28 protein-coding genes and 1 pseudogene are annotated in these 25480 nt (G+C 61.8%); 16 read left to right on the top strand and 13 right to left on the bottom strand.

Annotation, left to right across the window (positions count from 1 at the left end; all coding sequences use genetic code 11):
* The first annotated feature begins 17 nt into the window (after nucleotides 1–17).
* Both MTX36_RS03415 and MTX36_RS03410 read left to right on the top strand, forming a co-directional pair.
* Nucleotides 18–983: a DUF389 domain-containing protein gene (locus MTX36_RS03415; RefSeq protein ID WP_243618352.1), complete on the top strand. Its 966-nt coding sequence runs from the start codon at nucleotides 18–20 to the stop codon at nucleotides 981–983.
* Between the two features lie 53 nt (nucleotides 984–1036).
* Nucleotides 1037–2212, top strand: coding sequence for a kinase (locus MTX36_RS03410; RefSeq protein ID WP_243618351.1), 1176 nt, complete (start codon nucleotides 1037–1039; stop codon nucleotides 2210–2212).
* Between the two features lie 72 nt (nucleotides 2213–2284).
* Here MTX36_RS03410 and MTX36_RS03405 read toward each other — a convergent pair whose 3' ends face one another.
* Complete coding sequence (locus MTX36_RS03405) at nucleotides 2285–2665, bottom strand: nuclear transport factor 2 family protein (RefSeq protein WP_243618350.1); 381 nt, start codon at nucleotides 2663–2665, stop codon at nucleotides 2285–2287.
* Between the two features lie 82 nt (nucleotides 2666–2747).
* On the opposite strand from MTX36_RS03405, the gene MTX36_RS03400 reads away from it, so the two are divergent.
* The 7 genes from MTX36_RS03400 to MTX36_RS03370 all read left to right on the top strand — a co-directional run bounded on the left by MTX36_RS03400 (nucleotide 2748) and on the right by MTX36_RS03370 (nucleotide 10601).
* Nucleotides 2748–4139, top strand: coding sequence for a replication-associated recombination protein A (locus MTX36_RS03400; RefSeq protein ID WP_243618633.1), 1392 nt, complete (start codon nucleotides 2748–2750; stop codon nucleotides 4137–4139).
* A 69-nt stretch (nucleotides 4140–4208) separates the two neighbouring features.
* On the top strand, nucleotides 4209–6881 hold the full coding sequence (gene alaS / locus MTX36_RS03395; RefSeq protein WP_243618349.1) for an alanine--tRNA ligase: 2673 nt from the start codon (nucleotides 4209–4211) through the stop codon (nucleotides 6879–6881).
* A gap of 2 nt (nucleotides 6882–6883) precedes the next feature.
* Nucleotides 6884–7417, top strand: coding sequence for a Holliday junction resolvase RuvX (ruvX, locus tag MTX36_RS03390; RefSeq protein WP_243618348.1), 534 nt, complete (start codon nucleotides 6884–6886; stop codon nucleotides 7415–7417).
* The gene (gene mltG, locus MTX36_RS03385) at nucleotides 7414–8727 is read left to right on the top strand and encodes an endolytic transglycosylase MltG (protein WP_243618347.1); all 1314 of its coding nucleotides are present in this window, start codon (nucleotides 7414–7416) and stop codon (nucleotides 8725–8727) included. Before ruvX ends, mltG begins: the two co-directional genes overlap by 4 nt.
* Nucleotides 8717–9535, top strand: a complete 819-nt coding sequence (locus MTX36_RS03380) for a shikimate dehydrogenase (protein WP_243618346.1) — start codon at nucleotides 8717–8719, stop codon at nucleotides 9533–9535. Before mltG ends, MTX36_RS03380 begins: the two co-directional genes overlap by 11 nt.
* Before the next feature lie 68 nt (nucleotides 9536–9603).
* Complete coding sequence (locus MTX36_RS03375) at nucleotides 9604–10212, top strand: A24 family peptidase (protein WP_243618345.1); 609 nt, start codon at nucleotides 9604–9606, stop codon at nucleotides 10210–10212.
* Between the two features lie 131 nt (nucleotides 10213–10343).
* The gene (locus MTX36_RS03370) at nucleotides 10344–10601 is read left to right on the top strand and encodes a hypothetical protein (protein ID WP_243618344.1); all 258 of its coding nucleotides are present in this window, start codon (nucleotides 10344–10346) and stop codon (nucleotides 10599–10601) included.
* An 81-nt stretch (nucleotides 10602–10682) separates the two neighbouring features.
* Here the strand turns inward: MTX36_RS03370 and MTX36_RS03365 are convergent, their stop codons facing one another.
* From MTX36_RS03365 to MTX36_RS03345, 5 genes are all read right to left on the bottom strand, one after another.
* Nucleotides 10683–10889: a hypothetical protein gene (locus tag MTX36_RS03365; protein WP_243618343.1), complete on the bottom strand. Its 207-nt coding sequence runs from the start codon at nucleotides 10887–10889 to the stop codon at nucleotides 10683–10685.
* A 98-nt stretch (nucleotides 10890–10987) separates the two neighbouring features.
* Complete coding sequence (locus tag MTX36_RS03360) at nucleotides 10988–12016, bottom strand: LLM class flavin-dependent oxidoreductase (protein ID WP_243618342.1); 1029 nt, start codon at nucleotides 12014–12016, stop codon at nucleotides 10988–10990.
* 122 nt (nucleotides 12017–12138) lie between these two features.
* Nucleotides 12139–12648, bottom strand: coding sequence for a glucose-6-phosphate dehydrogenase (locus MTX36_RS03355; RefSeq protein WP_243618341.1), 510 nt, complete (start codon nucleotides 12646–12648; stop codon nucleotides 12139–12141).
* A gap of 122 nt (nucleotides 12649–12770) precedes the next feature.
* Nucleotides 12771–13067: a hypothetical protein gene (locus MTX36_RS03350; protein WP_243618340.1), complete on the bottom strand. Its 297-nt coding sequence runs from the start codon at nucleotides 13065–13067 to the stop codon at nucleotides 12771–12773.
* A gap of 59 nt (nucleotides 13068–13126) precedes the next feature.
* The gene (locus MTX36_RS03345) at nucleotides 13127–13627 is read right to left on the bottom strand and encodes a GreA/GreB family elongation factor (protein WP_243618339.1); all 501 of its coding nucleotides are present in this window, start codon (nucleotides 13625–13627) and stop codon (nucleotides 13127–13129) included.
* A 199-nt stretch (nucleotides 13628–13826) separates the two neighbouring features.
* On the opposite strand from MTX36_RS03345, the gene MTX36_RS03340 reads away from it, so the two are divergent.
* Together MTX36_RS03340 and MTX36_RS03335 are read left to right on the top strand one after the other, a co-directional pair.
* Complete coding sequence (locus MTX36_RS03340) at nucleotides 13827–14267, top strand: DUF2975 domain-containing protein (protein WP_243618338.1); 441 nt, start codon at nucleotides 13827–13829, stop codon at nucleotides 14265–14267.
* A gap of 9 nt (nucleotides 14268–14276) precedes the next feature.
* Entirely contained in the window at nucleotides 14277–14483 is a 207-nt protein-coding gene (locus MTX36_RS03335; RefSeq protein WP_243618337.1) for a helix-turn-helix transcriptional regulator, read from the top strand.
* Nucleotides 14484–14566: 83 nt separating this feature from the next.
* Here the strand turns inward: MTX36_RS03335 and MTX36_RS03330 are convergent, their stop codons facing one another.
* Nucleotides 14567–14815 (bottom strand): hypothetical protein, encoded by a 249-nt coding sequence (locus MTX36_RS03330; RefSeq protein WP_243618336.1) that lies wholly within the window; start codon nucleotides 14813–14815, stop codon nucleotides 14567–14569.
* A 59-nt stretch (nucleotides 14816–14874) separates the two neighbouring features.
* On the opposite strand from MTX36_RS03330, the gene MTX36_RS03325 reads away from it, so the two are divergent.
* Complete coding sequence (locus tag MTX36_RS03325) at nucleotides 14875–15198, top strand: hypothetical protein (protein ID WP_243618335.1); 324 nt, start codon at nucleotides 14875–14877, stop codon at nucleotides 15196–15198.
* 165 nt (nucleotides 15199–15363) lie between these two features.
* Here the strand turns inward: MTX36_RS03325 and MTX36_RS03320 are convergent, their stop codons facing one another.
* From MTX36_RS03320 to mmsB, 3 genes and pseudogenes are all read right to left on the bottom strand, one after another.
* On the bottom strand, nucleotides 15364–16839 hold the full coding sequence (locus MTX36_RS03320) for a CoA-acylating methylmalonate-semialdehyde dehydrogenase (protein WP_243618334.1): 1476 nt from the start codon (nucleotides 16837–16839) through the stop codon (nucleotides 15364–15366).
* Nucleotides 16840–16886: 47 nt separating this feature from the next.
* The gene (locus tag MTX36_RS03315) at nucleotides 16887–18173 is read right to left on the bottom strand and encodes an MFS transporter (RefSeq protein WP_243618632.1); all 1287 of its coding nucleotides are present in this window, start codon (nucleotides 18171–18173) and stop codon (nucleotides 16887–16889) included.
* Nucleotides 18174–18262: 89 nt separating this feature from the next.
* Nucleotides 18263–19174, bottom strand: a pseudogene (gene mmsB, locus MTX36_RS03310) (3-hydroxyisobutyrate dehydrogenase); the annotation flags it as partial.
* Nucleotides 19175–19318: 144 nt separating this feature from the next.
* Here mmsB and MTX36_RS03305 point away from each other — a divergent pair.
* A complete protein-coding gene (locus MTX36_RS03305; protein WP_243618332.1) occupies nucleotides 19319–20212 on the top strand; it encodes a LysR family transcriptional regulator in 894 nt (297 codons plus the stop codon).
* Nucleotides 20213–20289: 77 nt separating this feature from the next.
* On the opposite strand, the gene cynS is transcribed toward MTX36_RS03305, so the two are convergent.
* Both cynS and MTX36_RS03295 read right to left on the bottom strand, forming a co-directional pair.
* Nucleotides 20290–20760, bottom strand: coding sequence for a cyanase (gene cynS, locus MTX36_RS03300; RefSeq protein WP_243618331.1), 471 nt, complete (start codon nucleotides 20758–20760; stop codon nucleotides 20290–20292).
* A 31-nt stretch (nucleotides 20761–20791) separates the two neighbouring features.
* Nucleotides 20792–21451, bottom strand: coding sequence for a carbonic anhydrase (locus MTX36_RS03295; protein WP_243618330.1), 660 nt, complete (start codon nucleotides 21449–21451; stop codon nucleotides 20792–20794).
* A 105-nt stretch (nucleotides 21452–21556) separates the two neighbouring features.
* On the opposite strand from MTX36_RS03295, the gene cynR reads away from it, so the two are divergent.
* Both cynR and MTX36_RS30475 read left to right on the top strand, forming a co-directional pair.
* Nucleotides 21557–22453 (top strand): transcriptional regulator CynR, encoded by an 897-nt coding sequence (cynR, locus tag MTX36_RS03290; RefSeq protein ID WP_243618329.1) that lies wholly within the window; start codon nucleotides 21557–21559, stop codon nucleotides 22451–22453.
* Nucleotides 22454–22814: 361 nt separating this feature from the next.
* A complete protein-coding gene (locus tag MTX36_RS30475) occupies nucleotides 22815–23261 on the top strand; it encodes an RlpA-like double-psi beta-barrel domain-containing protein (RefSeq protein ID WP_374230425.1) in 447 nt (148 codons plus the stop codon).
* A gap of 177 nt (nucleotides 23262–23438) precedes the next feature.
* Here the strand turns inward: MTX36_RS30475 and MTX36_RS03285 are convergent, their stop codons facing one another.
* Complete coding sequence (locus MTX36_RS03285; RefSeq protein ID WP_243618328.1) at nucleotides 23439–24380, bottom strand: alpha/beta fold hydrolase; 942 nt, start codon at nucleotides 24378–24380, stop codon at nucleotides 23439–23441.
* Between the two features lie 111 nt (nucleotides 24381–24491).
* Here MTX36_RS03285 and MTX36_RS03280 point away from each other — a divergent pair, with 111 nt between their 5' ends.
* Nucleotides 24492–25463, top strand: a complete 972-nt coding sequence (locus MTX36_RS03280) for a YafY family protein (RefSeq protein WP_243618327.1) — start codon at nucleotides 24492–24494, stop codon at nucleotides 25461–25463.
* The last annotated feature ends 17 nt before the right edge of the window (nucleotides 25464–25480 follow it).

Raw genomic sequence — 25480 nt, 5'->3', positions numbered from 1 at the left:
GCTGACTGCAGATCACCATGCTGCATATGAGAGTGATCTGCCCGTCCGAGCGCACCGAGGAAGTTCTCGGTGCGCTCGAGGCGGAACCGGGCGCGACGCACATTGTCGTGTTCCGTGGTGCCGCGGTTGAACCGCGCGGCGACATGGTGCAGGCCGATGTTGCGCGGGAGTGCGCCAACGAGGTCCTGAGCGCATTGAAGGCCCTCGATGTCATTGAAGATGGCGGCGTGACGATGGTGCCGGTGGAAACGGTGCTGTCGGCGGCGGCCCGCAAGGCTGAGCATGATGCACCGGGCGACGCAGCAGATTCCATCGTGTGGGAGGAACTCCTCTCTCATACTCGTGAGGAATCAACTCTCAATCGGGTGTTTGTCGCCTTCCTGACTATCGCTTGCCTGCTGGCGGCAATCGGCGTGGTGACGGATTCGCCGATCACCATTGTTGGTGCCATGGTGGTCGGGCCGGAGTTCGGTCCGCTGGCAGCGCTTGCGGTGGCATTGGTCAGGCGTGACCGGAAGCTGCGTCGGCGCTCGATTCTTGCGCTCGTCGTCGCTTTTCCGATTGCAATGGGCGTGACCCTGTTGGCCACGTTCGTGGTGAAGATGTTCGGCTGGATGGACGTCGGGAGCCTCGAGACTTTGCATCAGGTTGATTTTGTCTACAAGGTGGGGCCCATCTCGTTTGTGGTGGCGCTGCTGGCCGGTGCCGCCGGGATGCTCGCTTTGCTGTCGGAGAAGTCTGCGGCCCTCGTCGGAGTTTTCATCTCGGTCACCACAGTCCCGGCTGCAGGATTTGCTGTGGTTGCCGCTGCTAACGGTGAGTGGCGAATTGCCGGACTGTCTTCCCTCCAACTTGCTGTCAACATGCTGGGGATTGTGACTGCCTGCGCGTTGGTGCTGTGGGTCAGGACCCGCGCCGACCAGGAGTTTGCTGCCGCCCTGAAAGGCATTTCAAGTCTGGTCGACGACCCGAATTCACCGTAAGTGCAGCGGCGGGGACGCATGATTGTCGTCACTAACGGGTAAGTTATGAAGCGATGACCGTATTACTGGCAGACCCCGTATCCGAAGTCGTGGCAGCTGCCGAGCAGTTGCTGACACGCCGTACAGGGGCACCCGTCACCCTCGTAGATCCCACAGATCTAGGTGGAAGTGGCCGCACAATCGTGCTCCGCGTGAGAGTTGCCGAGAACCCGTTTTCGCTACCTCGCACCCTCGTGATCAAACAAGTCCGTGATCCCTACCTCGGGGTGAAGAACGGCGTGACGCCGCCGGCAGAAGTTTCGCAGGTATTCGATCCCGACACCGCGTTCCTGCGGGAGGCAGTGTCCTACCAATTCGCCAATGCACTGGCTCAGGATGCACGGCCCGGCGCCGAGTTGCTGGCTTACGACTTGCATGCCAGGCTCCTCGTGCTCAGCGATCTCGGTGACGCCACCGCGATCAGTGTCCTGCTCGAGGACGCCGGCGAAGACACCGTCACCAACACGTTGATGGCGATGGCTCAAGCCATGGGCCGCATGCATGCTGCCACCGTCGGTCGTGAAGAAGACTTCACCGCGCTGCTTCGGCGCGCGGAGGTCGCTCACAGCTCCGACGAAGTTGCCGATCAAGTCAGCCGCGTCGTTGCCAATGTGCCGTCGATGCTGTCCAAATTTCTTGGTGTCGACGTTGCGCCCAGCGTTCTCGGACAGGTCCAGAACGCTCAGAACTTGTTCAGCGGCGGACGGTTCCGGGCATTCAGTCCGTCCGATCTGTGCCCGGACAACATCATCGTCAACGGCGAAGGCGTTCGGTTCCTCGACTACGAGTGGGGCGGATACCGCGACGCCGTCCTCGACATCACCTATGCGCTCGTGTCGTTCCCGGGTTGCCTGTGCAATATCGACCTGACCGAAGAACGAGCGTCGGCAATGGTCGACGCGTGGCGTGCCGAAGTTGTGGGGATGTGGCCGGCGCTGGCCGACGAAGCCGAGCTGGGACGACGCCTGGTCGAGGCTCAGCTCATCTGGGTGTGGCTGAGCACGTATCTGTTCCTGCCCAATGATCACTCGAGAATCGCGGCCGTGCGTGAGCATTACCTGTCGGTTCCCCGAACCGAAGCGCTGGTCGGGCGGTGGGCTCGCTTGGCTCGCTCCGCACAACTGAGTGGCAACACGGACGTCGAGGCCCATGCCCGTGAAGTGTTCGCTGCGCTCCGTGCGCACGGCTGATGAGATCAGTATTTCAATCCGGAACTAAGAAACCACCCGTGCCGACGCACGGGTGGTTTTCTCTTTTTGATGTCAGTTGTCGGTGACCTCGTCGGCCTCGGACAGATCGGTGGCTCCCAGCGCGGTTACTAGATCAGGATGGCGGAACGTCGACGTGACCTGATCCTCGACCACCCGGAATGCGGAAGCGAGCGTGGCGGACTTATCGGGCTCCGCGGTCCACGTCGCGGTCTGTTCCACGACGATAATTCCGTGGTGGACGAACATCCTGCCGGGAACGAGGGTGATACCGGCGTTGGTCGCCCACTCGCGCAGCGCCGCCAACCCCTGGCTGGCCCCCTTCGGCCCGCCGACCTCGATGTCGTCGCTCGACAACTGCAGGAGTGTGTCGATGTCTTGGGAGTTGAGTGCGTCGTGCCACGCGAGGACGGTGGCGATCTCGGAGGTGCTCATGGCCACACGCTATCCAATGAATTACGTCGGTGCCCTCCGGTAGCGTCGTTTTGTGAGCGATTGGCAAGCTGAGGACAGCGTGATGGATGACAACGGTCTGTTCGAGGCCACTCCTGAAGTGGCTGAGGCAGTGGACGAGCCTGACGTTGTCTCGGCTGCCGAGCGGGCTTTGGCGTCGGTGTCGTCTAGCGCTCCGCTGGCGGTTCGGATGCGCCCACGCACTCTCGGTGAGGTAGTGGGACAGCAACATCTCCTCGGGCCCGGCGCGCCCCTGCGTCGGATGGTCGAGGGTTCCGGCGCGGCGTCGGTGCTGTTGTACGGGCCGCCCGGTACTGGCAAAACCACCTTGGCGTCGTTGATCTCGGGGGCGACGGGTCGACGGTTCGAGGCATTGTCCGCCCTGTCCGCCGGTGTCAAGGAAGTTCGCGGAGTCATCGAACTGGCCCGCCGACGCCTTCTCAACGGTGAGCAGACGGTGTTGTTCATCGACGAGGTCCATCGCTTCTCCAAGACGCAGCAGGACGCCTTGCTGGCCGCGGTTGAGAACCGGATCGTTCTGCTGGTCGGTGCCACCACCGAGAACCCGTCGTTTTCCGTGGTGTCGGCACTGCTGTCGCGGTCACTGGTTCTGCAGTTGCAGGCGCTCACCGCCGCGGATATCCAAGAGCTTCTCGAGCGCGCCGTCGCCGACGAGCGAGGCTTCGGCGGCGCAATCACCATCGCCGACGACGCGATGGAACACTTGGTGCGTCTGGCGTCCGGAGACGCCCGACGCGCCCTCACGGCTCTCGAAGCGGCCGCCGGCTCAGCCATCGACACGGCTGGTGCATCATCCGGACCCGTCGTGGTTGATCTCGCGACGGTAGAGGCGAGTGTCGACAAGGCCGCCGTTCGCTACGACCGCGACGGGGATCAGCACTACGACGTCATCAGCGCGTTCATCAAGAGCATTCGAGGTTCCGACGTCGACGCGGCATTGCACTACCTGGCACGAATGCTGACGGCCGGGGAAGACCCGCGATTCATTGCCCGCCGGTTGGTGGTGCACGCGAGTGAAGACATCGGCATGGCCGATCCGATGGCATTGCAAACGGCAATGGCTGCAGCTCAAGCCGTGCAGTTGATCGGTATGCCGGAGGCTCGGCTGGCTCTGGCGCAGGCAACTATCCATCTGGCAACGGCACCGAAATCGGGGGCAGTCATCGAGGCGCTCGGAGCTGCCATGGCCGATGTAGCTGCAGGTAAATCAGGGTTGGTCCCGCCGCATCTGCGTGACGGCCACTACAAGGGTGCCGAGCAATTGGGCAATGCGGTTGGTTACAAATACCCCCATGAGGCTCGTGACGGTGTTCTGAGGCAGCAATATCCGCCGGACGAGCTGATCGGCGTCGACTACTACCGACCCACCGCCCACGGTAACGAGCGAGAGATCGCTGATCGGGTGGGAAAACTGCGTCGAATCGTGCGGGGTTAAAGCTGCAAGTGGGGTGCAGGTTACGCTGGACAGCGACAGTTCGACGCTCATGAAGGTAAGGACCGGTTAGTGCAAACCCACGAGATCCGCAGGCGATTCCTCGACCACTTCGTCAAGGCCGGCCACACCGAGGTCCCCAGTGCGTCGCTGATTCTCGACGATCCGAACCTTCTGTTCGTCAACGCCGGCATGGTTCCGTTCGTGCCGTACTTCCTCGGCCAGCAGACGCCGGCGTACACCCGCGCCACGTCGGTGCAGAAGTGCGTCCGCACCCTGGACATCGAAGAGGTGGGCATCACCACCCGTCACAACACGTTCTTCCAGATGGCCGGCAACTTCTCCTTCGGTGATTACTTCAAGAAGGAAGCCATCTCGCATGCGTGGGCTTTGCTCACCGGTTCCGTTGACAACGGCGGCTACGGCATCGACCCGACGCGCCTGTGGGCGACCGTCTTCCATGACGACGACGAAGCATTCGCAATCTGGCGTGACGAGGTCGGTCTTCCCGAGGAGCGCATCCAGCGCCGCGGAATGGCCGACAACTACTGGTCCATGGGCATTCCCGGCCCCTGTGGCCCGTGTTCCGAAATCTTCTACGACCGCGGCGCCGAGTACGGCATCGAGGGCGGTCCGGAAGCCGACGAGGATCGCTACATCGAGATCTGGAATCTCGTATTCATGCAGAACGAGCGCGGTGCGGGCATCAGCAAGGACGACTACCCGATCCTCGGACCGCTGCCGAAGCAGAACATCGACACCGGCATGGGTGTCGAGCGCGTTGCATTCCTGCTCCAGGGCGTCGAAAACGTTTACGAGACAGACCTTTTGCGTCCCGTCATCGAGAAGGCTGCTGAGTTGACCGGCAGCGTTTACGGTGCCGATCACACGTCCGACGTTCGTTTCCGCGTCATCGCAGACCACGCCCGCACCGCTGCCATGTTGATTGCCGACGGCGTCAACCCGGGCAACGACGGACGCGGCTACGTCCTGCGCCGTCTGCTGCGTCGTATCGTGCGTTCGGCCAAGTTGCTCGGCAGCGAGCAGCCCACCATGCGTGAGTTCATGGTTGTCGTCCGCGACACGATGGCTCCGTCGTACCCCGTTCTCGAAACCGACTTCAAGCGCATCGAAAACGTTGCCGTCGGCGAAGAGACCGCTTTCCTCAAGACACTGGCTTCGGGTTCGAAGCTGTTCGAGGGTGCTGCCGAAACCATCAAGGCTTCCGGTAAGTCCGTCATTGCCGGCGACCAGGCATTTGCCCTGCACGACACCTACGGTTTCCCGATCGACCTGACACTCGAGATGGCGTCCGAAGCCGGTCTCTCGGTCGACGAGGACGGCTTCCGCACGCTCATGGCCGAGCAGCGCAAGCGCGCCAAGGACGACGCTCGTGCCCGCAAGCACGCACACGCCGATCTCTCGGTCTACAAGGAACTGCTCGATCGCGGCCCCACCGAATTCACCGGTTTCAACGAATTGGTGTCCGAGGCTCACGTCCTCGCACTGATTGTCGACGGCGTTCGGGTGCCCGTGGCCACGGCCGGTCAGTCCATCGAGGTCATCCTCGACCGCAGCCCGCTCTACGCAGAGTCCGGCGGACAGATCGCCGACATCGGATCGCTCACGGCGCCTGGCCTCGAAGCCAAGGTCAACGACGTCCAGAAGGTCGCCAAGAAGGTCTGGATACACAAGGTGACGGTCCAGAAGGGCGAGATCACCGAGGGCGACGTCGTCCTCGCTCACGTCGACGCCGAATGGCGCAAGGGTGCAACCCAGGGCCACTCCGGTACCCACATGGTGCACGCGGCACTGCGTCAGGTGCTCGGCCCCAACGCCGTGCAGGCCGGCTCGCTCAACAAGCCCGGCTACCTGCGCTTCGACTTCTCCTGGCAGGGCGCTCTGACCGAGTCCCAGAAGCAGGAAATTGAAGTAGTCACCAACGAGGCAGTTGCGTCCAACTTTGCAGTGAACACGTTTGTGACCGACCTCGACAAGGCCAAGTCGATGGGCGCAATGGCTCTCTTCGGTGAAAACTACGGCGACGAGGTTCGCGTCGTCGAAATCGGTGGCCCGTTCTCGATGGAACTGTGCGGCGGTACTCACGTCGGCAGCTCCGCTCAGATCGGTCAGGTCACGCTCCTCGGTGAGCAGTCCGTCGGATCTGGCATTCGCCGTGTCGAGGCGTACGTCGGTTTGGATTCGTACCGCTACCTGGCTAAGGAGCGTGCGCTTCTCGCCGGCCTGTCCTCGTCCTTGAAGGTTCCGTCCGAAGAGGTCCCGGCTCGCGTCGAGGCACTTGTCGAGCGCCTCAAGGCGGCCGAGAAGGAACTCGAGCAGGCCAAGGCCAAGGCTGTTCTCGCCTCGGCCGGCGAATTTGTCGAGAAGGCAAAGCGCATCGGAAGCGTGCTCGTCATCGCTGAACCCGCACCGGCGGGCGTCGGCGGCAACGACCTCCGCGCGCTTGTCACCGACATCAAGGGCCGTCTCGGCTCCGAGCCCGCAGTGGTCGCGTTGCTCGGCGACATCGACGGCAAGGTTCCGTTTGTGGTCGCCTCCAGCAAGGCAGCTCAGGCACTCGGCGTGAAGGCCGGCGACCTCGTCGGTTCGTTCGGACCCAAGATCGGTGGCCGCGGCGGCGGAAAGCCTGACATGGCTCAGGGGTCGGGTTCCGACGCCTCCGGAATCACGGCGGCGCTCGATGCCATCCGGGACCGGGTCTCAGAACTGGCGGGCGGCAGCTAACGGTGGTGGCGCTGCAGGGCCCCGATCGCCCCGGTCTCGACGACCCAGGCCGCGGCCGACGCATCGCGATCGACGTAGGCAGTGTTCGGATCGGGGTTGCATCCAGTGACCCCGACGGAATTCTGGCGACACCCGTCGAAACGGTTCCCCGAGCCAAAGAACGTGGGCCCGACGCGCCGGATATCCGGCGAATTATCGACATCGTGTCCGAATACGAGGCCGTGGAGGTTATCGTCGGACTGCCACAGACGCTGCGCGGTGAGCAAGGTAAAGCCGCCGGCATCGCCACTGCATTCGCCAAACGACTGCAGCGGGCTGTTGATCCGATCCCGGTGAGACTGTCCGACGAGCGACTGACGACGGTTACGGCTGCGCGCAACCTTCGCGAAAGCGGAGTCAAAGCTCGCGGTCAGCGTCCGATGATCGATCAGGCTGCGGCGGTAGAAATTCTGCAGGGTTGGCTGGACGAGCGGAGTAGAGCAGTGAAACCAGGGGAGTCGTCGGGGGACGCGCCTGCGTCGGAGGAAGATCTGTGAACCAGCGGTGGGACGACGGTGAAGCGCACCAGCGCCCGGCGCGTTCATTTGATTTCGACAACGACGAGACCATGGTCATGCGTGCGCTGCCGCAGACCATCGCCCCTCCGCAGATGTCGAGGGCCCAGGCACGCAAGCAACGTGAGGCGCAGAACAAGCGCGCCAAGCGTGGCAAGAAGGTCGGTGTCTTCGCGCTTCTTTTCCTGGTGATCGCAATTCTGGGCGTCGGTGCTTACGGCGCCACCTGGTACATGGACCGCAACAAGGCGGCCGAAGATTTTGCCGGGCCCGGTGGGGCTCCCGTGGTGATCCAGATCAATTCAGGTGAGACGGCTTCCGAGATCGGTGCGACGCTGGCCGCAAAGAACGTGGTTGCCAGTTCTGCAGCGTTCTACAACGCCGCCGTGAAGAACTCGGCCGAAATCCAGCAAGTTCAGCCGGGCTTCTATCAGGTGCCCGTGCAGAGCAAGGCTTCCGATGCGCTCAACTCGTTGGTTGCCCCGACCTCCCGCGTGGGCCTGGTTGTGGTTGCGGCCGGTCGTCAGCTTCACGACACCGCTGACGCGCAGACCGGTGCCCTCAAGAAGGGCATCTACAACCTCATTTCAGAGGCCAGTTGCGTTGGCAGTGCCACTGCCCAAAAATGTGTCTCTGCTGACGAATTGAACACTGCCGGAGCATCTTCGGACCTCGCTTCATTGGGTGTTCCGAGTTGGGCCATCACGTCGGTGAAGGGTGTTCCGGACAAGGATCGCCAACTCGAAGGTTTGATTGCTGCCAGCAGTTGGGATTTTGATCCGACAGCAACGCCGACGGAAATCCTGCGAACTCTCGTTCAAGGCAGTGCCGAAATGTACGAGGGGACAGGCATTCTGAAGGCCGGTGCCGGTGTCGGACTCTCTCCGTACGAATTGCTTGTCGCGGCGTCGCTGGTCGAGCGCGAAGCATTGACCGACGACATGTCGAAGGTTGCGCGAGTGATCGTCAACCGGTTGGCCGTCGATCAGCCACTGCAGTTCGACTCCACCGTCAACTACTCGCTCGATACCACCGAGGTTGCCACCACGGATGCCGATCGTGCTCGGGTCACACCGTGGAACACCTACGCCATGCCAGGCTTGCCGGCCACACCAATCGCATCGCCGAGTATTGACGCGCTCAAGGCAGTCGAATCTCCGGCACCCGGCGACTGGCTGTACTTCGTGACCATCAACAAGCAGGGCGAAACTCTCTTCACGAAGAGCTACGACGAGCACCTCGCCAATATCGTTCTAGCGCAGGAAAGCGGGATTCTCGACAGTGGTCGGTAGTGCGCGAAAGGCCGCAGTTCTCGGTAGCCCCATTGAGCATTCGAAGTCGCCGTTGCTGCACCGTGCGGCGTACGAAGCATTGGGGCTAGGGGACTGGAGCTACGAGCGGATCGAGTGCACCGGTGAGCAATTGCCGGCGCTTGTCGACGGATTGGGCCCCGAGTGGGTCGGTCTTTCGGTGACCATGCCTGGCAAGATCGCGGCACTCGAATACGCGTCGGAACGCACTGCCCGTGCTGTAGTCATCGGATCGGCAAACACGTTGGTCCGCATCGACGGTGGTTGGCGAGCTGACTGCACCGACGTCGACGGCGTCAGCGGTGCCTTGATCGCCGGTGGCGTCGGGGATCTCACCGGAGCATCCGCGATTGTTGTCGGCGCCGGCGGTACCGCGCGGCCCGCTTTGGTTGCTTTGGCGGACATGGGTGTTCGATCCGTGACTCTGGTCGCCCGCGATCGCGTCCGTGCGTCCGGTGCCATCGACTGTGGCATTGCTGTCGGATTGGATGTTGAATTTCTTTCCTTCGACGATGCCCGTCTTGGTTCGGTCTGCGCCGCGTCGGCGGTTCTTGTCAGCACAATTCCAGCGGATGCGGCGGCACCATTTGCCGCGGAACTCGGCAAGGCGCGTTTTGTTCTCGACGCGATTTACAACCCTTGGCCGACGCCCCTTGCCTCGGCCGTCGAGGCGGCGGGTGGCACCGTGATCGGTGGCCTTGCGATGTTGCTCAATCAAGCCTTCGGCCAGGTGGAGCAGTTCACCGGCAAGCCCGCACCGCGAGAAGCGATGGCTGCGGCGATCGCTTAGCTTTATCCACAGTGTTGGGGTAGTCCACAACACGATTTCCAGTTCTGCTGCGCCAGGCGTTGCGCTGCATGCTCGTTCCCATGTGGATGTTGGTTGTAGCCGGACTTGGCGCTGGCGTCGGTGCGCGCCTTTTTGCCGACGGTTGGTTGCGCCGAAACCTCTATGCAGGCTTTTCAGTTCGACGAGGCGTGCCGGAGTTGTGCGTCGCGGCTGGTTGGATCTTTGTCGGTGTAGCGAATTCTTCTGCGGTGCAGCTTGTTTCCGGCCTTGTGCTGGTGTGGTGGTGCGTCGCTGTCTCGTCCGTTGATGTCGCGGTTCGGCGGCTGCCCAACAGTTTCACTCTGCCCGCGTATCTCGTCGTTCTGGTTGGCGCCGCGTTTACAGGAACGCTGTGGGCGGCGGTGGTTGGTTCTTTCATGCTCGCGGGGATGCACCTCGTCACGCATGTCGTTTCATCGACTTCCCTGGGTGCGGGGGATGTGAAGCTAGCACTTCCACTGGGCGCAATCACCGGGTCGGCCGGCGCGCAGGTGTGGTTGTCTGCGGCGCTGTTGGCTCCGCTGTTCACGTTGGTGGTGGCCGGTGTGTTGGCGCGGCGATCGCGCCTCCCGCATGGGCCGTCGATGTGTGGTGCTGCGCTGCTGGCCTTGGCCTTCGGAGTGATGGCAGAGGGATGACGATTGGCCTGCACGCCGGGCCTGTTCCGTTTTTGGGGAGGTTGTCGATCTGCGCTCGGTTTTCGAGTCCGAGTCTGGGGGTACGTGTGGAGTACTCGGATTCGGAGCTGTCGACGTGAGAAGAGATGCGCATGATCAATCTGAATGTGACGGTCGAACACCTTCGTGACCTCTTGAACAGTACTGCTCATGCGGAACTCGTGGCGGTAGGCGGTGGAATCGAAATCTTGGATCCCAATGAGGAAGGTTTCCAGGTCGACGGTATCTCGGTGGTGACGCGGGAGCAGCTCTTCGACAAGCTGCCATCCGGCGGCGACCCTCCGAATGAGAGCGAATTGGCTTTGGCTGCTGCGTCATTGAGTCAGATGATCGCCGAACTGGGTGCATGACTGATTCCGATTGGATATACACATGGCCGCAGCCCGACATCAGTAAAGATGTCGGGCTGCGGTTCAGTGCGGGGAAAATCGCTACGCGAAGCCGTAGACCAAGGATCCGGCCAGGGTCATTCCCAGACTCCCCATAGCGAGAAATCCGAAGCCTTCCACCGACCCCAACGGCGAAGACGTAGATATTCTGACGAACTCGGCGCCGATTTGGGCATATGCACTTGCCACCGCGTTCAATCCGTCCACGGTCAATCCCGTGATCGCCGATAAAGCTTCGATTGAACCCATGAGCACACTCATTTCGCGTTGAAGTAGACAGACCGTCTGGTTTATCGCCTTTGGGGCATGAGTGTTACCAGCCCAGCCGCCTTTTCGGCTCTCGATCCCTAGGCTGTCGCCACCAGTGGCGCGACCTCGGTGCCGAGTAGCTCGATCCCGCGGAGCAGGTCACTATGGGCCAGCCGCGGGTTCGTCATCTGCAGCGACAGTCGGTCGACGCCGCCCAGCTGTTCGCCGACGCGCAGGATTTTGTCGGCTACCGTCTGCGGGTCACCCATGAAGAAGGCGCCGTCCGGCCCAGCGGTGGCGTCGAACTGCTGGCGAGTCGGCCGGGGGAACCCGCGCTCCCGGGAGACGTTGGTAAACATCTCGTTCCAGCCGGGATAGATGGTGTCCGCCGCCGCCTGGGTGGTCTCGGCGATGAAGCCGAACACGTGCAGTCCCACCTGCAGCACCTCCGGTGCGTGGCCGGCCTGGGCTCCCATTCGCCGATAGAGGTCGACGAGCGGCGCAAACTGGCGCGGCTCACCACCGATGATCGCGATCATCAGGGGCAGACCAAGGTGCCCGGCGCGGGCGAAGGACTCCGGGGTCCCACCGACGCCGACCCAGATCGGCAACGGGTCCTGCACCGGCCGCGGGTAGACGCTTTGGCGGACCAGAGGTGGCCGGTGTTGACCGGACCAGGTGACTTCGAGGTTGTCGCGGATCTGCAGAAGCAGTTCGAGCTTTTCGTTGAAAAGTGAGTCGTAGTCGGCGAGGTCCAGGCCGAACAGTGGGAACGCCTCGGTGAAGGAACCGCGGCCCACGACCAGGTCGATCCGTCCCTTCGAGATCAGGTCCAGGGTGGCGAATTGCTGGAAGACCCGCACCGGGTCGTCCGCGCTGAGCACCTTGACCGCACTGCCGAGCCGAATTCGTTCCGTCCGAGCGGCCGCCGCGGCCAGGATGATCTGCGGTGCCGAGTCGTAGTACTCGCTTCGGTGGTGCTCGCCGATACCGAACGAGTAGAGCCCGACTTGGTCGGCGAGGCTGATCTCTTCGAGCAGGTGCGCCATCCGCTCAGCCGGACCGATCACACGGTTGTCAGTCGGGTCGGTCACGGACGAGACGAAGCTGTCGATGCCCAGATGCATGAGTTGGCCTCTCGATTCGGGCGGGACGGGTGCACCCAGCCCCGGGGTGTCGATTCAACCACCTCGAAGTGGAGGTCCGGCAGAAGCAGGGCGGCAGAGACTGCGAGTTCTACGACCATCGCTTACTCGGCGACGGTCGGTTGGGCGGAGTGGCCCTCCTCGAACAAGTCCAGGCACAGAACCTGGTGGTCGTCGAGCATCCGGCGAAGCGTCGCATCGAGCGGCCAGGGAAAGGTGAGTTCGTGGCCGAATCGGTCGTCCACCGCTACCGCCGTCGACTCCGGCGGCAGGAGCGTCGTATCGGTAAGTTCGACGATCGACTCGAACAATGCTGGCGGCGCCGCGAGGTAGTACAGAGTGTGGCGAGTGCTCGACCCCGTCAATCCGGCGGTATATAGCAACCCGTGCGGTGTGATGATCAAGCGATCCGATGTGATCACAGCATTGCCACTGATTTTCTCGGTGTTGGCCCATTCCACCGCCGCGATCCGGGCCTCTGCCACGCGTCGTCGGGTGTCGTCGGAAAGCAATCTGTCGACATCTGCCCGACGCACCTGCGGATAGGACTCGGTCCCGAGATCGAAATGACGTTGCAGGACTTCGTCGAAGAAGTTGAACAACCGCTCGCTCATCGCTGCGCCTCCCACTGATAACCTACGCGCTCCGTGTCCCTTGATCACCGTCGAGCGGGTACCGATTCAGGTATTCCGCGCCGGGTTCCGGCTCGCTGGTTACGAGCGCGAGCCTGGGTCAATCAGTGCTCGTCGTAATGCTCACCGTGTGCGGCGTGTCTATGACCATCGTGGACGTAATCCGTGTGATCGCCGTGCGGAATGGCGACGTGGCCGCACCCTTCACCATGGGTGTGGTCGTGACCCTCATGCACGTGGTGCTCACCCGTTTCACATTCGTCGACATGATCGCCGTGGGCGCGGTGCAGGTGCCCGTCATGCACGTAGTCGACGTGGTCACCATGAGGAACGGAAACGTGGCCGCAACCTTCTCCATGAATGTGCTCGTGTTCGGTGTGTCGTTGATGTTCTATCGTCATCGGACGCTCCTACGTTCGTTGTCGGATTGCTGTTGTCGCCCAATGGGATCGGGGTCGTTTCAGGGGGAGGCGTCGGGTCCGACCGGCAGGTTCACTGCCAGCAGTTGAACCTGCCGCGATCCCTGCGGCGTCATGTAGGTGACGGTGTCGCCCGGTTGATGGCCGGCGAGGGCAATACCCAAGGGGCTGTCGGCGGTGAGTGTGACATCGTCGCCATCGCGCGGCGTCTCTTCGGTGATTGCCACGACGCGCAACTTTCTGATCCCGTCGTCGGGAAACTGCACGGTCACCTCCGCGCCGTCGGGAAGGGCGCCGGGTGTGCTGGGTGTAGCCCAGCCTCCGAGCAGAGCCTCGAGTTGGTCGATCCGATCATCGATCAGCGCCACGTCGTCCGCTCGTTCCAGATCGTCGGCTGCGTCGCCTCGATCCCCGACGGTGTCATGATCGCTGGTGAGTTCTGCGGCCATCTGATCCCGCTGTGTCCTCAGATCAGCCAATTCTGTGGCCAGGCGCGCCCGCGTCTGCTCCGACAGTGCTCCGGAATCGGAATTCTCAGTCATCGTCAGGCTCCCGTGCAGTTGGCGCGGATCGGACTCTCTCGGGGACGGTACCGAGGAGGCAGGCATTTGCCGCACCATCTCATGCAACGCTTCGTGGGCCAGGTTCGCAATCACCGATTCGAATTTACCGCTGTGAACGGTTGATCGTGGCAGTGCGGCGCGCATCGGGATAGGTTCGGGCCCGCGCACCCTACCCGTATTGATCGACGGGCTTGGCGCCCTTGCTCTCCTGCTGTGGGAACCTCACCTCGAGGGCAGAAACGCGCAAGCAACGCTCTTCGAGATCTACTTCAACGATCCCTTCTTGATTTGTGCGTACGCTGCGGCCATCCCCATCTTTGTGGCGCTTTATCAAGCAATAAAGGTCATCGGATATGCGGGAAAGAACATGATCTTCTCACCATCGACGGTGAAGGCTGTGCGAACCATCAAGCGCTGCGCGATCGCCGTTGTCGCGTTCGCCGTGGGATTCGAAATCTATATATTCGTGGCCAACAACTCTGACGATAGAGCCGGCGGAGTCGTCATCGGCGTGCTCATCGCCTTCGTTGCCATTGTGATTGCTACCGGAGCGGCCATGTTCGAACGGATTTTGCAAAACGCGGTGGACCTAAAATCCGAGAACGATTTGACGGTGTAACGAGACCATATGACAATCATTATCAATATTGACGTCATGCTGGCGAAGCGGAAGATGAGCGTTACCGGACTGGCTGACAAAGTCGGAATCACGATGGCCAACGTTTCCGTTTTGAAAAACGGCAAGGCAAGAGCGATCCGGTTTTCGACGTTGGAAGCGATCTGCGAAGCACTGGAGTGTCAGCCGGGAGACATCTTGGAATATAAGAAGGACTGAACTCCGATACCGACATCGAGACCGACCGACTCAGGCACCCGAACCACGCCGACGCCGGACGTCCCTGCATATCATGGAGAGATTCAAGCGAGTTTGAGGCCACCCTCGGCGGCGAAGACCAAGCGGCCGTCGTCGAGGGCGATCGCCCACCGCTGCACCGGCGCCCAATCACGGCCCAGGTCAGAGTTGTCGATGACGGACTCGGCGAAGTCCGCGACAACGACACCAATCCGAGGTTTGGTATCGCCGGACCGTGATCCGGAGGTCGGGATGACAGTGACCCGAGAACCGACCGCAATGACATCAGCAGGTTGAGCACCAGAATTGGGCATGAACCTGATTCTGGCAGAGATCTGCACAGTCCGGGAGGTGAGATCGACGGAGAACCCTCGTGGCAGCAGGAGTTACCGTTCACGAACCCAGACGGGGTCGGGGAAAGTGGTCCGAAGGGGCCGACACTGATATGGGTAGCTGCGCCGGTAACGGACGGCGGACTGCCGGGCGATATCCAGGTATGACACGAGTGCGGGTACTGACTGTAGTCGCCATGGTGGGTCTGGCACTGTTCCTCGGCGGTGGGTTCGCGGCCGCCTCACCGGGTGGGCCGGACCCGTACTGGTGGATGGGCCCACAGATTCGGCCATGGCTCGAGCCGATCTTCGTCGGCTTTGCCAATTGGTTCTTCAACCTGCCGCTGGTGCCGTACCTGTCGTAGTTGCGGTACCGGGGCGCAACACAATTGGCATCACCCGCGCGTCCATGCGTCCATGCGTCCATGCGTCCATGCGTTCACGGGTGTGAGGGTCCGAGGTAACGACAATTGCGGACGAGGCCGGGTCTATCGAAATTCGATGGACCCGGCCTCGTCAATATCGATCTGTCAGTTGGGGCGGAAACCGAAGTCTGTGCCCGCGACGCTGTCCCAGCGGGAGGTGACGTACTTCGGCCGTGTGTAGAAGCTCCACGACGCGTTGTTCAATCCGGTGTCGCCGTAGGCGGAGTCCTTCCAACCCTGCACTGCATACGCCGCGACAGGGACGGGAATTGCGACGTTGACGCCGATCATGCCGGCCGAGGCGCGGCGCTCGAATTCGTTGGCAGCGGCGCCGTCTCGGGTGAAGATCGACGCTCCGTTTCCGTAGCGGTGGTTCTTGATCAGTTCGAGGCCGTCGTTCAGGGAATCGACGCGCATCACCACGAGGATGGGGCCAAACAGTTCTTCCTGGTAGGCGGCGGAGGAAACTTCGACGTCGGTGAGCACGGTGGGTCCGATGAAGTAGCCGCTCTCGTAACCGGACACCACCTCAGAACTGCGATCGACCACAGCGCGGGCACCGCCGGCAATGGCTTCCTTCACTGCGGCCTGGATGCGTTCCTGGGACTGTCGGTTGATGACCGGGCCGACCTCGGTGCCGCCGTCGCCGCCAGCGCCCAATCGAACTTGCTCGGCCCGCGGCGTCAGCTTCGCCAGTAAGGGTTCGGTGGTTTCGCCGACGACAACTGCAACGGAGATTGCCATGCAGCGCTGGCCGGCAGCGCCGAAGCATGCGGAGGTCAGCTGGTCCGCGACCACGTCGAGGTCTGCGTCGGGCATGACGATCATGTGGTTCTTGGCGCCGCCGAAGGCCTGCACCCGCTTGCCTGCAGCTGCTGCGCGGGCGTAGACGATGTGTGCGACCTTGCTCGAGCCGACAAACGCAACGGCCTCGGTTTGGGGGTCGTCGATGAGATGCTCGACGGTGTCCTGGCGGCCGTGGACAACGTTGAGGACGCCGTCGGGCAGACCGGCTTCCTTGAAGAGTTCGGCAATGCGGATGCAGACGCCCGGATCCTGCTCGCTCGGCTTCCAGATGAAGGTGTTGCCCGAGGCCAGGGCGACGGAGACCATCATCATGCCCATCATGGCGGGGAAGTTGAACGGAGTGATGCCCACGCAGACACCGAGCGGGTGCAGTACCGACTTCGTGTCGATGTTGGGTCCGGTCTGCAGAGACGTTCCACCGCGGACGAGTGCCGGTCCTCCACATGCGAGTTCGATCGAGTCTGCAGCGCGGGAGATTTCGCCGGCGGCGTCGTCGAGGGTCTTGCCGTGTTCTTCGGTGATCAGTGCCGCCAGCTCGGACCGGTTCTCCTGCAACAGATCACGGAAGCGAAAGAGAACCTGGGCGCGGCGCGAAAGCGCAGTCTCGGACCAGCCGTCGAAGGCGTTTGCAGCGGCGGTAATTGCTGCTGCGACGGTTTCAGTGTCGGCCATCGGGACGGTGGCAATGGGCTGATCGGTGGCCGGGTTGGTCACGTCGATGAAGTCGCTGCCCAAAACCGGGGCGCCGTTGATCCAGTGGGGGATGGTACGCATGACTGAAATGCCTTTCGGTTCAAATGAATTCAAGATGTGACAGGAAGTCAGAGGGAGGTGCCGAAGCGTTCGCGGTGTTCGTCGTCCAGCGTGGAGAGCGAGGAGCCCTTGGTTTCCCGCATGAACAGAACCGCAACGATCGAGATCAGACCCGCTACGCCGACGTAGATGGCGATCGGGACCCAACTGCCATAAGTGCGCAGGAGCAGGGTGGCGATAACAGGGGCAAGTGAGCCGGCGAAGATCGCGGTGACCTGCGCACCCATCGAAACACCGATGTAGCGCATGTGGGTGGGAAACATCTCGGCCATCATCGCGGGCTGCGGGGCATACATGATTGCGTGGATGATCAAGCCGATCGTGATGGCGCACAAGATAAGTGCGTCGGACTTGGTATCCATCAGCGGGAAGGCAATGAAGCAGTAGCCCGAGGCGAGAATGGCGCCGACCAGGTACACCGGGCGTCGGCCGACCTTGTCCGACATCCAGCCGAAGAACAGGATCATGCCGGCGTGCACGATATGGGAGATCAACATCAAGCTGAGGATCGTGGAGGTATCGACCTTCAGATGCACACTCAGGTACGTCAGTGAGAACGTGACCACCATGTAGTACAAGATGTTCTCGATCACCCGAGCGCCCATCGCAGTCAGCACCTCACGTGGCCGAGCTCGGAACACGCGGCGGACTGCCTGCCAGGTGTTTTCGGCCTTCGGCTGTTCCTGGGCAGATTCCTGGAAGATCGGGGAGTCCTCGACCTTGGTGCGGATGAACCAGCCGATCAACACGATGAATGCAGAGAAGAAGAATGCAAGTCGCCAACCCCAGGACAAGAAGTCGTCCTCAGGTAGCACGAAGGAGAGGAACAGCAGCACCAGCGTCGCAACGATGTTGCCCAGCGGTGCACCGGCCTGCGGGAAGCTGGACCAGAAGCCGCGACGGTTGGCCGGACTCTGCTCCGCGACCAGCAGAACTGCGCCGCCCCATTCGCCGCCGATGGCGATACCCTGCGCGAAACGCAACAGGACCAAAATGACCGGAGCCAGGTAGCCGATCTGGTCGAAGCTCGGGATCGCGCCGATCAGGAATGTCGAGACGCCGATCATCAACAGCGAAACTTGCAGAAGCTTCTTGCGGCCGAACTTGTCGCCGTAGTGTCCGAAGATGATCCCGCCGATGGGGCGGGCAACGAATCCGATTGCGTAGGTGAGCATCGCTGCGATGACACCGTCGAGTGGGTTGCCGGTGGCTTTGAAGAAGACGTGGCCGAAGACAAGCGCGGCAGCCATGCCATAAAGGAAGAATTCGTACCATTCGGCGACGGTTCCGGCCATGGACGCTGCGACGATCCGGTGGAACCCGCGAGGTGTCCCGGAGTCGTTTTTTGTTGCGTCCGGCTCGGTCGGCCGTACCTGTGAGGCCGTCACCGGGTACTTCCCGCGGAAGAGGCTGTGCCGTCGATCAAATGGATCAGTGATGAGAAGTCGAGTGACCCACGGCCGTCGGCCACCAGGTTGTCGAGTCGCCGCGCGACCTCGGCAGTAGCAACCGTATCGACACCGTGGGCGGCGGCAGCATCCAAGGCGAGGTCGAGGTCTTTGCGCATCAACGCGACGGAGAATCCGCCGGTGAAGTTGCGGTTGGACGGTGCTGCGTCGACGGGCCCCGCGACAGGATAGTAGTTGCGCAGAGCCCAACTATCGCCGGTGGACACCCCGGCGATATCGATGACCGTCTGCGGAGTGATCCCCAGGCGCTGCGCGAGAACTGCTGCCTCACAGGTACTTTGCATGTTCATGGCAAGCATCATGTTGTTGACCATCTTGGCGCTCTGACCGGCTCCGACAGCGCCGGCGTGAAAGATCCTGGCGCCCATCGTCTCGAGTAGGGGTCGGGCCGCATCGAGGTCTGCAGACTCGCCGCCGACCATGAAAGTGAGCGTTCCGTTCTGAGCGCCGGCAGTGCCGCCGGAAACCGGAGCATCGAGGAAGCGTCGGCCGGTTGCGGTGACAGCATCTGCGATCTCGCGGGCCTGCTCAGCGCTGATCGTCGAGCAATCCAGAACCAAGGCGTCGACGGCGGAGGCGCGCAAGGCTTCGGCCTCGAAGAGTGCGGCCTTCACATGTTCGCCCTTGGGCAACATGGTCACAACCACGTCGGCGTTCTCGGCGGCTTCCGCTGCAGAGTGCGCGGTGCGGAGTCCTGCTGCGGTGGCAGCATCCCGTGCGTCGGCCGAGAGATCGAAGCCGACGACGTCGTGCCCTGCGGTGTGCAGGTGTGTAGCCATCGGCAGTCCCATGTTGCCGAGGCCGATCCAACAGATCTTCACGGTGTTGCCCTTCTGTCGAGTGCCGCAGAGGTGTAACCACCACGGCTTCTACCTAGAAGTGTGAGCTACGTTATATCTTCGGAAAAGGCCCGATTTGGTACACGTGCTGTGCAAAATTGCATAGCTGGGGGATACGTGAGGAGAAATGTGATGCGCGCGGATGACCTAGTGGTCCTGTTGGAGATCGCTCGCTGCGGTTCACTCGTCGGAGCGGCGTCGGCGCTGGGACTCAATCACGCAACGGTGTCGCGTCGAATGTCTGTGTTGGAAGCCGAAATACGGGCACCGCTGCTGGTTCGGGGAGTCAGCGGTTGCACACTCACCGACTTGGGGCACAGCCTGCTCAAGTCGTGTGAGCAGATCGAATCCGCACTGACCGAGGTGCGCGATCTGGCCAGTACTACGCCGCGGGAGCGTGAACTGTCCGGGCTGGTGCGGATATCCACCACCGATGCCTTCGGTACTGCGTTTGTGGCGCCGCTGATGGCAGAACTGCATCGGACCAACCCGGATCTGATGGTGGAGATCATTACGCAGACAAGGTTGGGCGCCTATGGAATTGGTGCTGATATCGAAATCGGGGTCGGTGAACCCGTCGTGGGAAGGCCCGGCGCAGAAAAGCTGACTGACTACCGGTTAGGTCTCTATGCCTCCGATGACTATCTGGCCGAACGGGGAGTACCTCAGACGCTGGCCGAACTCGCCGGCCATTCGCTGGTCTACTACATCGAAGGACTGCTTCGGGTGGAGGATCTCGACGTGCTGACGAGACTCACGGGGCATCGCCAAGTCACCTTCGGGTCGACCAACGTGCAGGTACAGACTGTGGCCACGGTCGCGGGTGCCGGGATCGGTTTGTTGCCCTCGTTCGTCGCCGAGCGCGAGCCCTCCCTGCGCCGGGTACTTCCGTCCGAAGTGGTGATCACGCTGGAATTCACGGCGTGCCTGGGCCCACGCCGGTTACGTAGGCCTGCCGCCGCGACTGTCATGCAGGCTATCCGGGAGATGGTGGCCGAGCGTCAGGATGAGCTCATGCCGCACTAGAAATGGTCCTCGTCGGTGGCGTTCACAGATGAAGGTCCGGCGGCGGCCTCTGGCGCGAGGCCGCCGCCAGCCAGCAGTCAGAACGGCTTGGTCGGCAGGTACTTGCCGTCGAGGGTGATCACTGCGCGCTCGCCGCCGTCCGGGTCGGCAACCTTCTTGATGTCGAGCTTGAAGTTGATCGCGCTGATGATGCCGTCGCCGAACTGCTCATGCACCAAGGCCTTGAGGGTGGTGCCGTAAACCTGCAGCATCTCGTAGAAGCGATAGATGGTCGGGTCGGTCGGCACGCCGCCGGGGATGGAACCGCGCAGCGGGATGCTCTGCAGCAGCCGTACAGCGTCCTCATCCAGGTCAAGCTTGGCTGCGACGGTCTTTGCAGCGTCTGCGGGCAGCGCATGCTGGCCGAGGAGGGCTGCGGTCACGAAGGCCACACTCAGCCCGGTGCCATCGGTCAGGTCTTGCCAGGACAGGTCTTTTCGGGCCTTGGCGTCGACAACGGTTGCGGCCAGTTCCTCGCGGGGTTCCGGGGTGAACTGCGACTGAATCATGATGATTTCCTTCTACTTTCGGGGTGGGGGATCAGGCGGGGACGCTGGGCATGGTTGCCGCGGCGCAGGTCTGGGGCTGTTCGACGAGTGACACGAACCGGCGTGTGCCGCCGTCGAGGGCTTCGATCGAGCCGGTTTCGATGTCGTATACCCAGCCGTGCAGGTTCAGTCGGCCCTGTTCGAGCGCAAGGGCGACCGAGGGATGTGTTGCGAGGTTGGTCAACTGGGCGATGACGTTCTCGTGGACCAGCGCGTTCAGCTTCGCGGCCGCCGAGCGGTGCGTACGGGCTGCATTGACGACCTTCGCGGAATTCGCGTGCTGGAGCCAGTTCGCAACGGCGGGCAGTTCGTCGAGGGACCTACCGTCGGAGATTGCGGTCATTGCGCCGCAGTCGGAGTGGCCGAGGATCACGATGTCGGTGACGCCGAGCACCGCGACTGCGTACTCGACGGTGGCCGAGACGCCACCTGGTTCGGGGCCGTACGACGGGACGATGTTTCCGGCGTTCCGGATGACGAACAGATCGCCAGGTTCGCGTTGGGTCACCAGTTCCGGGACCACCCGACTGTCCGAGCAGCTGACGAACAGGGCTTGTGGATTCTGAGCTGTCGCGAGCTCCTTGAAGAGCCGGGAGCGCTGCGGGAATGCCTCCTTCTGGAATGTCAGAAAGCCGTCGATGATGTTGTGCACGGTGCCTCCTTGCATCGGGTGATGACTCAAGGATGTCCTTGCCCGGCGATAGTGTCCAAGACTTGTTATTCATCAACTTGATAGACAGTGCCTATAGTTGTACTTATGGAGCTACGCCACATCCGATATCTGCTCGCGGTAGCCGAACACCAGAACTTCACCCGGGCGGCCGAGGCGCTGCACGTGTCGCAGCCGACGCTGTCCCAGCAGATCAAGCAGCTCGAAACTGCCCTGTGTGTGCAGTTGCTGGACCGGTCGGGGCGCGTAGTGCGGACCACCGACGCCGGCGAGGCCTTCCTTCACTACGCGCGCCGAGCCCTGCAGGATCTCGATGCCGCCGAGCGCGCGATCCATGACGTCCAAGACCTCAGCCGCGGCTCGCTGCGACTGGCGACGACGCCCACCTTCGCCGCCTACCTGGTGGGTCCATTAGTGGACCGCTTCACGACGCGACACCCCGGCATTACCGTGACCGTTCAGGAGATGACCCAGGACCGAATCGAGGCCGAGTTGGCGCGCGACGGGCTCGAGATCGGCATCGCGTTTGCGGATGTACGCTCGGACGAGATCGAAAGTGAGTCGCTGTTTGTCGAAACATTGAGTCTCGTTGTCGGTGAGGAGCATTCGCGTGCCGGGCGGAGGAAGCCCCTGCCCGCGAAGGAACTCGACGATCAGGCGCTGGTGTTGCTCAGCAGCGATTTCGCGACGAGGCTTCACATCGATCGGTACTTCAAGGATCAGGGGATCACACCCCGGACGGCCGTCGAGGTCAGCTCGATCGGTGCGATCGTGGAGATCGTGCGCCGCGGCAGGCTCGCGACTGTGTTACCCGACGCGATCGCGCTCGAACAGCAGGGACTGTTCTCGATTCCGTTGTCTCCGGCGCTGCCGCCACGCACCGTGGCCCTCCTCCGCCGGAAGGGTGCCTATCGCACTGCGGTCGGTCGGGCCTTCGCCGAGATGGCCTCGACCTGGGACCATCGGGACGGGTGGCCCGGGTGAGGATCACTTCCGAAGGTCATTTCAATGATGTCGACACGGTGCCCGCCTAATTTCCGAGTCCCGAAGAGCTGCAGCTTGATTCGGTGATGTCACTGGGAAGCGTTCGGCAGGATCGCTTTGCTCGTACCGAGGCTCGTCCATGGGGGAGGAAGCGCCGCGCCCTGTTGTAGAAGCCGGCGCGCTGCATGGCGTTGACGTGAGTGCGAATGGACGCTCGGGACCAACGTCCTTCGCCCCGGACCCATTTGGAATGTCGGCGAGCCTACTCAAGGGTAGTACCGGCCAGCCGGTACTGTCGCCCAACGTCGGAAATGTCCCATTTCTTGATTGAAAACAGGAGGTTGTTTTGTCTCGATATTCCGTGCGACGAATCGTGGTATCTCTGGCCGTCGCGGTGGCGGCGTCCGCTGGTGTATTGGCGGGAACGTCTACCGCGGGTGCGCAGCCCACCTTCTTCGAAATACTTGCGGATGCCTCCACCGGCAGCGCAGGTAGTACAGGCGATGCACCGGACGATACGAAAACGTACAGCGGCGATGCAACGTACTTTAATGCCGGACTCGGTAGTTGCGGTGGTATGTCCGCAAATACCGACTACGTGGTTGCGATATCCGCAAGTATCTGGACCCGAGCGTTGTGCGGAAAACGAATTATGGCTACGAGCGGGATGAGATCCGTAACTGTCACCATCGTTGATACCTGTCCAGGCTGCGCTGCTGGTGATCTTGATTTTTCACCAGCCGCTTTTAAGAAGTTGGGCAATCTGTCGGACGGAAGAATTCCTATCACATGGCACTTTATCGACTGATCTTGTCGGTGAGTCGGGCACCAACTGAGGAGCGGCATGTTTTGAACTCGACCTCGTTGCCGTCGGCATCGGTGTAGACGGCGGGCTGTATGCCCAGGTGAGTCTGCGTGAACGTGATGGGATCAGCTTCCTCCCGGCCTTTCAGCGGCCAGGATTCCGCTGATCGCTCAGCTGAAACTATGTGGCATCCTGCCGTTCCAACCAGTTCACGATCGCTTGGTTAGTTTCAATGGGCCTTTCTTGCTGAATCCAATGACCGCAGTCAAGGTTGATCACTTCCGCATTGGGAACGAACTGTGTCAGGTTGTCAGCCCTCGGGATTGCGTCGCGGTCGCCGCAGATCATGAGTGTGGGCTGGTGAATGATTGGGTTCACGTCGGCCAGCAGGCGCCAGTTGCGGTCAAGGTTTCTGTACCAGTTGATGCTGCCCGTGAACCCTGATGTTTCGAAAGCAGAGACAAAAACGGCCAGTTCGCGCTCGCTCATCAGAGGCTCACCGAGTGGGGTTTCCGTTCTCGCGAGATTCATGAACGCCATTCCTGGCTCAGGTTCTCGGAGGGGCTCGTTCGTGCGAAACATGTTGCGCAGGAACTGGACTGTGTTCTCTTCGAGTACAGCGTCTGCGACGCCTGGCTGTCGATTGAAATGGACAAAATAGTAGTCGCCGCCAAGCAACTCTTCCATGAATTCGATCCAGGGTTTCTCGCCGCGCTCCTGGTAGGGCAGGCTCAGGGCAATCACTTTGTTTACTCGGTCTGGATGCAACAGGGTCAGTCCCCACACGACAAAGGCACCCCAGTCATGGCCTGCAAAGGTGGCATCTTCGTAGCCGTAGTGATCGAGAAGTGCGATGAGATCACCCGACAAGTGCTCAATATCGTAGGAAGCTACGTCGGTCGGTCGGGATGAGTTTCCGTAGCCCCGCTGGTTCGGGACGATGACGTGGTAGCCCGCAGCGACAAGGGCGGGCACCTGATAGCGCCAAGAATAGGCATGCTCTGGCCATCCGTGACACAGCACGATGGGGTTTCCGGCATTGTGTCGACCTGCTTCAAAGACTTCGAGTTCCACGCCGTTGACGGGGATTCGGACCGGCTGGGGAAAATCGGATGGATTCACAAATACTCCTTGGGGTTGATTACCCGATCTTGTGTACGGATTGATCGGTTGCGCCGACGATAGGGAGCATTGCGGACACATGATGTCCTAGATCGTTGGCAGACTGAAGAAATGCGGAACGATCCCACAGGTAGAGCACTGGAGCTGCTGTCGCTCCTTCAGACACATCGTTTCTGGAACTGTGCCGAACTAGCCGCACGACTCGAGGTCACAGAGCGAACGGTGCGCCGTGACGTCGATCGACTACGCGACCTGGGCTATCCGGTCGATTCCACGTCGGGAAAGTATGGGGGTTACCGACTTGTGACGGGGGCACACGTGCCGCCCCTGATCCTCGGCGATGACGAGGCCGTCGCGGTAGCCGTCGGATTGCGCTACGCCGCTGAGGCGGCCATCGACGGCATCGAAGAGACGTCGCTGCGCGCGCTGACAAAAATCGAAACACTCCTACCGCATCGGCTACGCCGACGTGTGTCGGTGCTGCACTCGAGCGTGACTTCGATGCGGCGTGCGGCCGTCGACGACGACATCGTGGACCCCGAAGCGCTCAGTGTGCTCGCTGCGGCATGTCGCGACCATGAGCACGTGCGTTTCGACTACCGCCGAGGTGATGGCGAGAGCAGCCGACGGCTCGTCGAGCCGCACCAACTTGTCACTGCAGGACGTCGTTGGTATCTCGTAGCCTGGGACCAACATCGTTGTGACTGGCGAACGTTTCGACTGGACCGTCTCCGGGAGCCTTGGCTGGCGGGCAGTCATTTCACTCCCCGCGAGATTCCGGGCGGTGATGCGGCGAGCTTCGTCGCGAGCTCACTCGGCCCGACACCCCGTCACCTCGATGCGAAACTCACCATCCACGCTGCGTTCGCTGAACTCGAAGGTGTGCTCCGATGGATTGACCACACACCAATCGAGGTGGAAGCAGACCGCTGTCTGGTCCAGATCCGCAGTGAAGATCTTGGCCGGCTCGCCATGACGGTTGCTCGCATTGCGCTCACCGCTCCAGTGGTGGTGATCGAACCAGCCGAGCTCGCCGACACCGTCAGGAAGCTCGCCAGTCACCTCAGTGTCGCGCCATCATGACGAATAGTTGGCGATCG

This window comes from Rhodococcus sp. ARC_M6 (assembly GCF_022810305.1).
Lineage (GTDB): Bacteria > Actinomycetota > Actinomycetes > Mycobacteriales > Mycobacteriaceae > Rhodococcus_F.
This window is presented reverse-complemented; position numbering and strand designations above follow the sequence as displayed.